Here is a 12,502-nt window from a genome sequence, read left to right as displayed (position 1 = left end):
TATGAAAAAATTTCTACTAATTATTTCAGTTTTTATTGTTATTGGACCGTCTTGGGGACAAGAATCCTTCAAAAAAAAATATTTTGCTCCCAAACAGATTCAGATGAAAGGGGGACAAACCATTATTCTCAAAAAAGACACCTTAACCAAATACAAGGATTTGAGCCAAATTGAGCAGCAGGCTCTTAAAGATAAATACACAGGCGTAAAAAACATTTCGATAACCAAAGAAGAAATAGTTGATGGCAAAAAGGTGACTGTTACGCAAAATGTTGATGTCAATGACGATTTTTACAAAAGCCTGACTAAAAACAAGACAGAAAATGCTGCTGTTGATTTTGATAAGGCGTTCGTGAAATTTACCGAAGATAAGGTTATTGTCAACCCTTACTTAAAAATGGACGAAAATGGAAATTACAAGCGAGAAGGCATTTATTATTATCAGCTTGCAAACAGACAAGCAATCAGACTTAATTTTACGGAATGGACCGTTTCTGCTGTTACTATTCCCATAAAATACAGATTCAAAGGCAAAGGAGGACTGCAGGAAGAATTCTCAACGGCTTTTAACGGAAATATTATTATTGGACATTCTTGGGGCTCGACGAGCTTTTTGTATCAGGATAAAGTCGACAATAAAAGCAACACATGGAAGTTTACACTTAGCGCCCTTTTTGGAGCATCTACAGTGACATTGAACAGCAGCAACACTTCAAAAGCACTTATTCCCATAGAAGAAGATAAGGAAATCATTAAAGGTTTAGGGACTCTTGGCGCTGGAGGTGCGTTCATTTATAATAAAATAAATATAGGTGTTTTTTATGGTTATGATTATGCAATCGGATCTGATGCCAGCAAATGGAATTACAACAAGAAACCATGGCTAGGACTAGCAATCGGGTATTCTCTATTAAATTTTTAAGCGACAGGCAATTATAAAACGGAGCTATAAAGCTCCGTCGTCAATAAAAGAATAATAAGTTTCAGGAGTGATAATCAGATGATCCAGCAATGTGATATCCATAATCCTGCCTGCCTCTTTTACTTTGTTGGTTATCTGTTTATCCGCATCGGAAGGCTTAACCTGACCTGACGGATGATTGTGGATCATAATCAGCGATACAGCATTGGCCTTGATTGCTGCAGCAAAAATCAACCTGAGGTCTACTGAAGTACCGGCGATTCCTCCAGAGGACACTTCATACATACCTAATACTTTATTGGACTGGTTCAAAAGCAGAATTTTGAACTGCTCGAAAAATTCAATCGTATCGGGATTCCAGAACTGGAGTGCCAGCTGGTAAACTGTTTTGGAGGAACTGATATAAGGTCTGTCTGATGCTTTCACTTTTGTTTTGTAGATCAACTGTATTTCTGCTACCTGATTCCAATTCTGAAGTGTTTTTGAAGTTTCCATGATTTCAAAGTTTTAAGATTAATAATGGAACCTCAGCCGGGAATGAGAAAGCGAGCGAAAAAAGCAACGCAATAAAGCAGGTTTTTCCGCCTGCATTTATGGGGGAATTTTTTTCGGCGAACCGCCTTTCCTTCCCGAACTTTGTTTCGGAATTAAGCCTGAACCCTGAAACAATTTTCCCTTCAAGTGTCTGCGCCGCCGAATTCCACAAAAAAGCCGAAAACTAATTTTCGGCTCTCTCTTCTTTTTTGTTTTTAAGACACTTTTTGATCTGATAGAGGTTCTGATGCAGAAGCTTTAAAATCTGCTTATGATGTGGGGAAACCTTGTTTTTGTCTCCCCTGCACTGCAGGACTTCAAGCGAGGGAAGTGCCACCTCTATGGTCTCCACAGGCTTGTTCTCAAATTTGGCCGAAAGGATAAGGGAGTTTCTCTTTTTGTAGTATTCATTGGCAAATACGCAGTGGCGTAGCATATCGCCCTGTTCGAGAAAATCATGCACGCTTTCCATAACGCAGATGGAAAGATTCTCACGAGTGAACTCCAATCCAAAAAACTGTTTTTTCTGCTCTTCATAGCCAATCTGCGCCTGCTGTATTTGGGCTCTTAGTTCCTTTATATGCAGACGTCTTTGGATTATGCGTTTTTTCTCTACTAGCCTGTCGTGCACCTCTTCCAAATTCTCAGGGCATACCAAATCGGCATTATTCAAATCCTTTTTGAACCATCTGAGCAGGCTGATGTAATCTTCCCAAAGTGAAAAGTCCTTTAGCTTATAATTATTTTTAATGCAGGTTTTGACTGCCTGCCAGTTCTCCCTGATGTGCTGTGAGTGCGAGGTCAGATAATGACAAAGAAAATCGGTCTGCCCTGTCTTGAGAAGCGTCTCTGCATAGGAATCTTTCAAAAGAGCCGTAAAAAGCACCTGCGGAGCAATGCCATGGAAACTGCCTTTGAAACCGTTTCTTTTCAGGATGGAAATCGCCTTTAAAGACGAATGAACCTTATAAGGATTGATGCGGAATTTGGGAGAACTCTCAAAACTTTTCGGGCGGATTTCAAGGGAAGTATAATATTTCCATGCATCATAGGCTTGCGAGAAAACATTGGTGCCGAGAGAAAGCGTGCGCACCTCCCCTTTTACATGAATCCAATGCTGCATCACTTCCTTATGGAAGTATGCCGGCATGCAGTTCTTTTTCATGTCCTTGTGCGAACAGATGATACGCACCACCTGAAATCCCCCGCACACATCCAAAACAGCGAAATATTCAATTTCTTTGAAATGCACCTGATTATATTGTTGCATTTTCAGCTTGCCCCTGCATGAAGTGCAGTTGATGTACTTTTGGCAGGATGCTTTCTGGGCATCAGGCTTCCAGGAGTGGGCGCAGTCAAGGCAGTGGAATTTTCCTCGTGAAAGCACGCCCCATTTGATGAAAATATTTTTTTCTGCCCAAATCTGCATCTTCTGCGATACAGGCGAAAGTGTCTCACTAAGGGACACAATCTGCTTTTCGATAATGGTTTTCGGTATCATAGGTCAAAGAGTGTCAAAGTTTTTGATTCGGGTTTGGCAGTAAGGACTTCCGTTTTTACAACAACAGTACTCTGCGGAACTTCTACAACTGAAGTAAACAAATCAGCCACTGCAGGCTCTTTCACTACAACTTTGCAATTAACGGGCTGAGGCTGTCCGATGCTGTCATCGGTGTAGTATCTGACCGCCATGTCAAATATTTCCTGATTGTCAAAGGCGCACAGTCCTGTTTTTTTCACCTCGCCGAAAATGTAATTGCAGCAGCTTTCTAAGTTTTTGGATTCCTTGGCGAACTCCTGCGCAAAAACGACATCGGCAAGAGCGGTCTGATTAAGATAGTTTTCTATGGCGGTCTTGAAATTTTCTGAAGCTTTCATAAGGGAAGATTTAAGATGTAACAAAAAGATTATTCAAAAGAGGTTCTGTAGATGTCTGAGCAGTACTCTTCAAAACAGAGCCAGCACATAAAGGTGCAGTGAGGCAGACCATAGCTGTCTTTTACCGCTTCCCCAAGGGAATCTTCCATTTCTTTTCTGATGTCTTCCAAATCGTCAAGATGCTCGATGTAGAATTTCTTACAGTCGGCGTGATAGATAAACTGGGATATCATACCGCTGATGCATCCGCTTCTCTGCATATCCTCAAGGAATGCTTTAAGCTGCTGTTTTTTTGTTCCGTCATAAGACTGCATTTCCAAAAGGATTATCTTTTGGAATGCGTCGTTCACGTCATACTCGGCATATACTGATTTTTTCAAGGCTTTCATAACTCATTTCTTTAGGCTTATACATTTGAATAGGATTAGAAAGGCAGGTCGTCAGGCTGTTCTTTCCCGTTCTTTTTTGCAGGAGCTGACTGCCCCTGCAAGGCTTGCCCATCGGAGACAAACACCAGTATCTTGATATTGCTTGTGTGAAAAGTGAGGCTTGCCACGGCTTTGCCCTCCGAATTGAGATAGGCATTCACTCCCACACGTCCGAAAAGTTCCACCATGGCACCTTTTTTCAGCCACTGCGCAACACCAGAGCTGAGCCAATAGGAACAGTCAATGTAGGTTACTATCTTTACCGCTTCGGTGCTTCCTTTGGCTTTGTAGCTGTCGTTTACTGCAATTGAAAAATTTACCACCTCTTTGTTGTTGGCTGTTTTGGCAACAACCGCATCCCTTGTCAAGCGTCCTGTGATTTCCATGATTTCTAAATTTTAAGTGATTACTGTTTTAAAATCCTTTTCCCCTGCCTTTCCCAAAAAAATGTTTTCAAAAGAAAAAACGGAAAAAAAGAAAGCGGCAAAAAAGCGGGCATCAAGGATACGGAGGGCTATAAGTCCCGAAGGGCGGCAGGGCCGTTATGCGCCTGCAGGATCCGGCGCACGCTAACTTGGCTGCCTTTTTATCCGTTTCGAATGAAAACCACTAAGACTATCCTATCTCCTGCAGCCAGGATTCAAAATGCACAGCGAAGATTGGCTGGATATAATCTATATTTGTGATACATTTAAAATTTGTTTTCCATGTCAAAAAAAGGAGGAGATTTAGAAATCCTTGCACTGGAGTTCCTTGACAAGATCTTCAAGGAACTAAAATTTACGGTTGTCCGCAAAAGGATCCAATTATCAGGCACGCAGAACGGCTACGACAATGCAGTTGAAATCGTGAATGAGAAATATATAAGCAGATTGATATACAGCGAATGCAAGGACTATACAACGGAACTGAATTACACCGACGCAATGATCAAACTGCCCCAGCTTGCATCAGCTCATGAAAAGATCGATCTGGCGCTTTTCATCTCGCCGAGAAAAGATTTTACCAATATTTTTGAGGAAACCAAAAACAATCCTTTTTTGGAAAACCTTGCCAACAGGCATTTCCGTGTCGCATTTTTAACTCCGGAAACAGATGTGGAGAAATATTTTTCCCTTTATCCTGAAATCTACAGCAAGGCATATGACGAAGAGCCGCCAGTTCTCTCGGAAGCCGTAAGAGAAGAAATCCTAAATCAATTTGACAAATACATCTTCTCAAGCAGAAATCTGCAGAAGATCGTACTAGATGAATCCGACAAACAGCAGTATATTCAGGGCATTGAGACAGCCCCTTTTCATATCGAAAGAACCTTAAGGAAAAACCAGCAGAAGCAATACGACTATTACGGCGCTTCTTCCAACAGCAAAACGCTGCTTTCCGAGGTCCAGGAAAATAAAAAAGGAATAATTCTGCTGGGCAATCCCGGCTACGGAAAAACGTCGGAACTCCGTCAGCTGGCAGCCCGTCTTTGGAGTACGCGGGAGGACACGGGTATAATTCCGGTATTCAGATCATTAAAGAATTTTACGACGCTGTGCAGGATTGAAGATTTTCTGCCGTCGGATTTCAGGCGCATCCCAAAGCTGGCAGTCATTTTCGATGGCGTTGATGAAATCGAAAGTATCATTGACTTCAGCAGCAAGCTTAGGGAATTTATTGTCCAGAACGATGAATCATCTGAAAATGGAAGCATCCAATTCATCATAAGCTGCAGAACCAATATCTACAGGAAATACATCAAGGACATCAAAGGCCTTGACATCTACTTTCTAAACGAAGTAGGCATTTCCAGCGCCCTTGGTTTCCTTGCAGCAAAATACGGGCTGGATCTTCGGGAGCACAATACATTCGACATCTACAAAAACAGGGAAATCCTCGAAAATCCTTTTTATCTGGATCTGATCGGCATCTATTACAAGACCCATAAAAAGATCCTTACCAGCAAAGCGATGCTGATAAGGGAATTTGTCAATTCACGGCTGGATCAAGACAAGGCTGATAAATTTCAAAACGACATCAGCTTTGACCGTGAACGCATCATAAGCTGCACCCAGAAAAGCGCTTTTGCGCTGGAAGCGATGCAGAAGCCATTCCTAACCGCTGCAGAAATTAAACGGGTAGCGAAGATTGATGAGATAGGGCTTGCCAAAAACTCCTTTTTAGAAGAAAACATGACAGGAAGCTGGAGTTTTGTGCTTAAAAACATCCAGGAATATTTTGTAGCCAGCATTCTCTCGGAACTCGGCTTTGAAGAAATCATACAAATAATAAAAATTGACGCGGCTACTGACAAGGTTCATCCTACCTGGCACAACGTGGTAACGTTCCTATTGAACCTTATAACGGATGAAAGCCTTTACGATGCGCTGATCGGATGGCTGCTTGATAATGATTTCGAACTTCTTTTCAATGCCGATTCAGACCGCATTGCCGATAAAACAAAAAGCAGGGCGCTCGAAGACTATTTCGTCAAGAACTGCGTTGAGGACAACCTCTGGATTGCGGATCTTAAAAGCACAGCATTATTCAGCCAATGCGATGCCAACATAGAATATCTAATGCGCCAGGCGGCAGACACAGCCATCCACAGAAGAGCCAGAATGTCCGCCTTAAAGCTTTTGTCAAACATGAGCATTTCCTCCTCTTATCTTGAACCGATAAAAGCACTGGTCACAGCAATCATAAAAGAGAACGATTCCGCGGAAGACGATTATGTCTATCTGGTGCAGGATGCCATAATGCTTACCAAAAGCCTGAAAATTAATGAGGATCCCGTTTTTTTCAGCCAGATCATAACAATGCTTAAAAACAGGGATGAAAAGGAAATCGTATATTCGATAATCTCCAGTGCTCCTGCCGCATCTGCGGTTGAGAACATCGACTATTTTCTGGAAATACTTGACAAGGCCATCGGCACCAAACCATGGAATTCAAAAGCTAAATATCGATCCCTTGTTTCAACCAAGGACACTATCCTGAGCCTGTTCGCCAGAATAGACAACGGTCCGGTACTGGTTAAAATCTATGCCTTCTCAATTGAGAAACTCAACAGCCACCAGTTCAAGGACAGTCTGGAAAAAGAGTTTTGGCCATATGCCAATTCCTTTTTCAAATCCAACAAGCAGTTCAACTCAGATCTGATCAAGATCATTTCAAATGCGGTAATACACAACCCGTCAAATCGTTATGATGATGATCTGCTTCTTGAAACAGCTGAATCGTGCGGCATCCAGACCCCATTATTTGATCTGGTGCTCGACTCTGTGGATGGAAACTCCGGCGACAGGCATTTCCTGGCTGAAGTAATCAGCGAGGATGATTTTGAAAAAGTGCTTCAAAAATACCGCTCAGGATCCGTGAATGAGGAATTCCTGCATCAGTTCAGAAATGTGCTCAGCCACAGGGATTTCGATCTGAGCAAGAAACTTGAAGATTATATAGAGTCGCGCAGCGAGTATATCTTCAAAGACAAATGCACCCACGAACAGCTTAATGAAAATAGTGAATACTGGCGCACAAAAGACCAAAGAGATTTTAATATTCTTTTTGACAATGCAGAAATTGAAAGGCAGATTTTCATTCTCTATGAGTATATGGGCAAAACAGCATTAAATTATAAGGATATTGACAAGTTCTACCACCGCTACTATAAGGATTTTGAACTGCAGAAAAAAGTCACCGGCAATGCCAAACAGCTTTTGTATGAAATCCTGAGAGACAATTACTCCGGAAAGGCAAAACTAAGCAAGGCCGGCGTAAACAGAGAAATACAGAAGGCTAGACCAAACCTTATGCAGGATATACTAAACAGCCTTCCAGAAGAGAAAAAAAACAACAAAATCGAAATTTCAGAGAATCAAAAGCTGTACATCAAAAATTGGTGTACAGAAAATACGCCTTCAACCAAAGAATATTACTCGAAGCATCTGATCAAGGGAACTGCAGATAACAATTACAGGTACAGCCACGATTACGCTGTCTTTGAAGCCATTCATAAATTTCAAAAGTTTTTCCGTTTTCATCTGGACGAAGAACTCCTGTTGGATATGCTCTGGATCCATTCCCATGAAAAAGGCATCCAGACCGGCTTTCTGGATGGAATTGTTCCAATCGAAAAAGTCCATGACCGCATCCTGCACAACCTTTCAAATGCAGTGCTTTCAGCATCAAACTTCTGCCAGCACTTGAAATACTGCCAGCTGAACGGTATTGAAATTGATGTATCCTCACTAGGTTTAAAATCAAAGATCTATAGTTTTCTTGACAACGACCACTACTATTATGCAAGGGAGATCCTTGAGGATTATTTCAGCGGCGATCTGGATACCCTGAAAGAATTTTTGGAATATAATGTGGAGAACAAAAGGGAAACCAATCGCTCTCTGTACGACTGCATCATATCAATCCTAAAAAAGACGGGGCATGATGATACTGCCCGCGATTTTCTTATCGAAAACTATTCACGTCTTCTGGCACAGGATATCTTTACGGAAAAAGAACTGATAAGAAAGCTGATCAGACTGAACTACAAGTTTGGCTTTACCAGATATTATGAACTTTTAAAAGACCAGACCGACCGGAATGCAAAAGGGGAATTTGCTTTCCATAAAGACGAATGGCAGAATTTCAGCAATCCCGAGGCACTGGAAATGCTGGCTGCAGTTTTTGAACTCTGCCTTTCATCGCCCGCTGCAGGAGATCTTTTTGGCGACCATTATTCCCCTTTAAGAATATCTCTGGAGACTATTGTCAATATCTGCAAAGCCAATGATGAAAAAACCTGCATAAAGGCACTGGAACTCCTGGACGGCATAAATGTACAGTCGCTGAAGGAACAAAACATTGATTTGTTTCATCTGAACAGGCTTAGGAATGAAATCAAGGATGTACATTACAGCCATAAATCAAAGCCCTACCAGATTTCACAGGTGTTAAAGATAATTGACCAGAACAGAATTTTATTTTTTGATTAATGCTTCACAGCATCTTTACAATGAATCGTGCCGCTTTCAAAATTCACCATAAAAACTTAAGGCAGTTTTAAGAACATTCGGACAGATTTTAAGCTTGATTACTTACAATAAGGCATTAATTTAAAAAAATCAACACTGCATAAACCTGTGCAAAGAGAAAATCACGGAAAAAATTTCATAAAAAAGAGGTGAACTGAATAGTTCGCCTTTTCTTTATAGCTGCCGTACAGGATGGAAAGGGCTGGCATTAACAAATGGCTGTCTACAAAACACAGCCCTGAATCAGGCAGATTCCGTTGAGAAAGCAATAAGAACCTTATGGGCCTTTATTGATTTATTATTATCGGCAAGACTATCTTTCAGAAGGGTGATATTTGCTTATAAAATCACAAACCTTTATTATGCGGGCTTTATTGTCTTGACATCTATAGATCAAATCACCATCCCCGATGTCAAAAAAAATCGGTGCTGCAGCTGAACTCCAGCTTTTCCTTTCGTGTTTCCAAGACAAGGTAAGTTGGTCTTTGTCTTTAAGAATTTTGTTTTTTTCTTCTTCATAATCAGCTTCCAGCTTTTTCAAATTTGTTTTGATATAATTGTCGATTGAGATTTTTAACTCTTCTAATTCCTTACCATTTTCAGTGTTCTCCCATTGCAAAAAAGAAATTTCTCTTTTGAGCTGGACAATTTCCTCTTCCAGATTTAAATACTTTGCGGCAACGGATTTCAATTCTTCCTTCAGGGCTGGTTTCAGATTTTCAAGTTCAATCAGAATCTCATTACGTTCCTTATAAAGCTGCTCAATTTCTGCACTGTTTTCTTTAGCTGTACCCAAAAAGTGCTTATTGCGTTTCAGGTCACCCAGCAGCCTAAAAAATATCTTTTTAGTAGGAACTGCATCGCCACTGATAAACTGTATCAGAGATGGATCAACAAATAAGTTTTCACTCTGCCATGTAATTATAATCTGATCTGCAAATGTTTCTGCATTTTTATTGTACCTGCTAAAAAGAGCAGTCAAAGATTCCAACCCCCCTAATATATCTTCCCTTGACTGGATTTCAGAGGTTAAAACGTTCTGTTTTTTCTTGATATTCTGCAGTTCAATGGAGTTGTGTTTACTTAACAAATTTCGCTGCTTGAAATAGCGGCGTTCGATTTCCTCCAGCAGCTGCTCTGATATGTTTTCGGTGATCAGATTATTTTTAAACGCCTGCGCGTTTATAACCCAAATCATTTTTTCATAAAACCTTTCCCGCTCGGCAATTGTCGATGCAGAAATCGCGGAATTTTGAAATTCAATTACGATCCCTTCTGCCGTAAAAATGTCTGCGATGTGTTTTTCGCCATTTTTTTCCAAAACCATTTCCTGCCACTCGAAAGGAAATTTGTTTTTCCACTGCCGATGCCAGTCAGTCTCACCCTCCTTCCATAAGTCGCAATCTGCGTTATGGACATGCTGCCAATGCCAGATATAAATTTTGCCGCATTTTCCGCGCACTTTCTCTCCGCAGAAACCGCAAACAGCATTTTGGCCTGAATAAGCGGGGCTAATTTTTTTTCCCTCAATGTCTATAGCGTGCTGCATAATTGGAATAATGATAGCTAAATTTATTTGTATTATATAATCGCATAGTACTATGTTCAAATATACCGATTTTTGCTAATAAAAAATGCGACATTCCAAGACGATCAGTCCTCTTCGAGGCGTCATCAGATTTTTACCTGAGCTTACATGAGATTATTTTGTTTATTAGTTTGATTCTTCAGCTATTTTTTCAATATCAAATAAGTTAGAGCTGGATCGTTCACTAGGCGTTCCATTTCAGAATGGCAGATATCCTGAACATCCTGCTTAATCTGAAGGTAATTACGCTGGATCATTGCATTGTCCAGTTTTCGAACAGGAGGTATTTCCTTGTAATTATCCATCTCTTTTCGGAGCGCTTCATGGTCGTTTATAATTTCATTGTGAAAAGTTTTGAACTCAATTTTGCAATCTGGATCGTCGGCAACCATACCTACAAATTCACCAGAACTCAGCGATGAGATTTTCGATGGAGGCACTGCGGATTCCAATTGTTTTGAGCGGCTTATCGACGTGTCTGAACTATTGATCGACAGGCTTTCACGGTCCTGAAGAATTTTGCCAAAGCGCTCGGACAATTGTTTGGAAGTGTCTCCTGTAACCTGTCCGCTGATAATATTTCCCACAATATTCATAATAACATCCGCCTGCTCCCGCCCATAGTCCTTACGGAGCTGGCTGAAGTCCTGGATCCCAAGACACGTTGCCACCTTATTGCTTCTTGCAGTGGCAATCAGGCTGTCCATATTATTAAGATATATCGTCGGAAATTCGTCAAAAATCAGGCTGGATTTCATTTTCCCTTTTTTGTTTACCAGCTTCACTAGCCTGTTGACATACAAAGATAATACAGCTCCGTAAATCTGTATTTTCTGCGGGTTGTTTCCCATGCAGACTATTTTTGGATCTTCGGGATTGTTGATATCCAAAGTGAAATCATTTCCTGACAAAACATAGTATAGCTGGGGAGAAGAAAGTCTTGCCATGGCAATTTTTGCAGTAGCAATTTGTCCCTCAAGCTGGTCAGTCGCCTGGTTAAGGTACGCATTAATAAAAGGGTTTATCAGGACCTCGATTTCTTTCTCTGTCCGAAGCAGCGTAAAAAGATCATCGTAGTCCATCTGCATGAGCTCAATTACGTGAGGCAGCGTACAGAATTCACCATCATTGTACTTTCTCAGATACCAGATAACGGCCGACAGAAAATTGATCGGCGACTCTACGAAAAAGTCCCCCTGCCTTTTGATCCACTCCCTGTTGAGCCCCATCAGAATAGTCCTTGCCGATTCAGAGGCGTCCGTTATATCTTCCATGCTCTGCGGGTCCAGCGGATTGCACCGGTGCATGATGTTATCGAAATTTATGAAGTAGCATTTAGGCAATACTTTATAGGCTTTTTTGTTGTTTTCAAATGTATTGTAGACAATTTTTGAAAGGTCATCGTATTTGAAATCATACACAAACATGCTGAAGCCTTTTTTTATATGCTGGGTTATAACGTGACGGATAACGAAATACGATTTTCCAGATCCCGGTGTGCCGAGAACCATCAGTGCCCTGAAGGGATTTATAATATTTATCCAGCTGCTGCGCTGTTTATTTTTCAAGTAATATTTTGCTGGAAGATTGATGGAAAATTCATTTTCCAAAAGCCGTTCTTCCTGGGGAAAAGTTTCATTTTCCCTATTAAAAATATCTTTTTGATTCAGTCTCTTTATGATGATGCGCGAGAATAGGGTTCCTCCTGACAATATCAGAAGCCAGCCAGCTGATGTGAGGATGAAGTACAGTAATGTCTTTCCAATATCATCCAAAAATAGATAAAGCGAGCCGATGCTTAAAAAATACAACAGCAGGCCTATTCCCATATAAATAAGGGCTGTGCTGTAATTGAGTTTTTCATCTTTCCTTCCTTTGGCTCCAATAAGAGAAATAGCCAACAAAAACAATGAAAAAAGCTTTGATTTATGAAAGCTACCCAGCAGTCCGGTCCGGAAAATGCCATCCAGTAATCTGTCGGAAAATCCACTTACAAGCTTCCATTCCCGAAAAGCTTCATAAAAAAAATAATAAAAATGCAATCCTAAAATAATGATGCTGATCAACCTTGTCATATCCAGTATTTTTCTCAGCGCCTGTTCATTCTCTCCTGTCTGCATAGCCATTTTCTTTAGAT

At 40.8% G+C, this 12,502-nt stretch carries 9 protein-coding genes; 2 read left to right on the top strand and 7 right to left on the bottom strand.

Annotated features, from left to right (window positions below; genetic code table 11):
* Position 1: 1 nt before the first annotated feature.
* Positions 2-922, top strand: a complete 921-nt coding sequence (locus EYY60_RS16355) for a hypothetical protein (protein ID WP_132990381.1) — start codon at positions 2-4, stop codon at positions 920-922.
* A gap of 24 nt (positions 923-946) precedes the next feature.
* Here EYY60_RS16355 and EYY60_RS16350 read toward each other — a convergent pair whose 3' ends face one another.
* The 5 genes from EYY60_RS16350 to EYY60_RS16330 form a co-directional block, all read right to left on the bottom strand.
* Positions 947-1,417, bottom strand: coding sequence for a JAB domain-containing protein (locus EYY60_RS16350; protein ID WP_132990380.1), 471 nt, complete (start codon positions 1,415-1,417; stop codon positions 947-949).
* Positions 1,418-1,640: 223 nt separating this feature from the next.
* Positions 1,641-2,957 (bottom strand): PcfJ domain-containing protein, encoded by a 1,317-nt coding sequence (locus EYY60_RS16345; RefSeq protein ID WP_132990379.1) that lies wholly within the window; start codon positions 2,955-2,957, stop codon positions 1,641-1,643.
* Entirely contained in the window at positions 2,954-3,334 is a 381-nt protein-coding gene (locus tag EYY60_RS16340) for a PcfK-like family protein (RefSeq protein WP_132990378.1), read from the bottom strand. The genes EYY60_RS16345 and EYY60_RS16340 overlap by 4 nt, the downstream gene beginning before the upstream one ends.
* 29 nt (positions 3,335-3,363) lie before the next feature.
* Positions 3,364-3,723 (bottom strand): DUF7222 domain-containing protein, encoded by a 360-nt coding sequence (locus tag EYY60_RS16335; protein ID WP_132990377.1) that lies wholly within the window; start codon positions 3,721-3,723, stop codon positions 3,364-3,366.
* A 35-nt stretch (positions 3,724-3,758) separates the two neighbouring features.
* Positions 3,759-4,148 (bottom strand): single-stranded DNA-binding protein, encoded by a 390-nt coding sequence (locus EYY60_RS16330; RefSeq protein WP_132990376.1) that lies wholly within the window; start codon positions 4,146-4,148, stop codon positions 3,759-3,761.
* Between the two features lie 321 nt (positions 4,149-4,469).
* Here EYY60_RS16330 and EYY60_RS16325 point away from each other — a divergent pair, with 321 nt between their 5' ends.
* Complete coding sequence (locus tag EYY60_RS16325; protein ID WP_132990375.1) at positions 4,470-8,738, top strand: NACHT domain-containing protein; 4,269 nt, start codon at positions 4,470-4,472, stop codon at positions 8,736-8,738.
* 352 nt (positions 8,739-9,090) lie between these two features.
* On the opposite strand, the gene EYY60_RS16320 is transcribed toward EYY60_RS16325, so the two are convergent.
* On the bottom strand, positions 9,091-10,386 hold the full coding sequence (locus EYY60_RS16320) for a competence protein CoiA (protein ID WP_132990374.1): 1,296 nt from the start codon (positions 10,384-10,386) through the stop codon (positions 9,091-9,093).
* A gap of 122 nt (positions 10,387-10,508) precedes the next feature.
* On the bottom strand, positions 10,509-12,485 hold the full coding sequence (gene mobC, locus EYY60_RS16315; protein ID WP_132990373.1) for a conjugal transfer protein MobC: 1,977 nt from the start codon (positions 12,483-12,485) through the stop codon (positions 10,509-10,511).
* Positions 12,486-12,502 lie beyond the last annotated feature (17 nt).

This window comes from Flavobacterium zhairuonense (assembly GCF_004352915.1).
GTDB lineage: Bacteria > Bacteroidota > Bacteroidia > Flavobacteriales > Flavobacteriaceae > Flavobacterium > Flavobacterium zhairuonense.
The sequence above is the reverse complement of the archived record's forward strand: the minus strand, read 5'-3'. Positions and strand labels throughout refer to the sequence as shown.

Excerpts from the sequence above, each read along its gene's own strand:
- EYY60_RS16330 (WP_132990376.1), bottom strand. The coding sequence starts at position 4,148 with ATGGAAATCACAGGACGCTTGACAAGGGATGCGGTTGTTGCCAAAACA.
- EYY60_RS16325 (WP_132990375.1), top strand. The coding sequence starts at position 4,470 with ATGTCAAAAAAAGGAGGAGATTTAGAAATCCTTGCACTGGAGTTCCTT.
- EYY60_RS16345 (WP_132990379.1), bottom strand. The coding sequence starts at position 2,957 with ATGATACCGAAAACCATTATCGAAAAGCAGATTGTGTCCCTTAGTGAG.
- EYY60_RS16335 (WP_132990377.1), bottom strand. The coding sequence starts at position 3,723 with ATGAAAGCCTTGAAAAAATCAGTATATGCCGAGTATGACGTGAACGAC.
- EYY60_RS16355 (WP_132990381.1), top strand. The coding sequence starts at position 2 with ATGAAAAAATTTCTACTAATTATTTCAGTTTTTATTGTTATTGGACCG.
- mobC (WP_132990373.1), bottom strand. The coding sequence starts at position 12,485 with ATGCAGACAGGAGAGAATGAACAGGCGCTGAGAAAAATACTGGATATG.
- EYY60_RS16350 (WP_132990380.1), bottom strand. The coding sequence starts at position 1,417 with ATGGAAACTTCAAAAACACTTCAGAATTGGAATCAGGTAGCAGAAATA.
- EYY60_RS16340 (WP_132990378.1), bottom strand. The coding sequence starts at position 3,334 with ATGAAAGCTTCAGAAAATTTCAAGACCGCCATAGAAAACTATCTTAAT.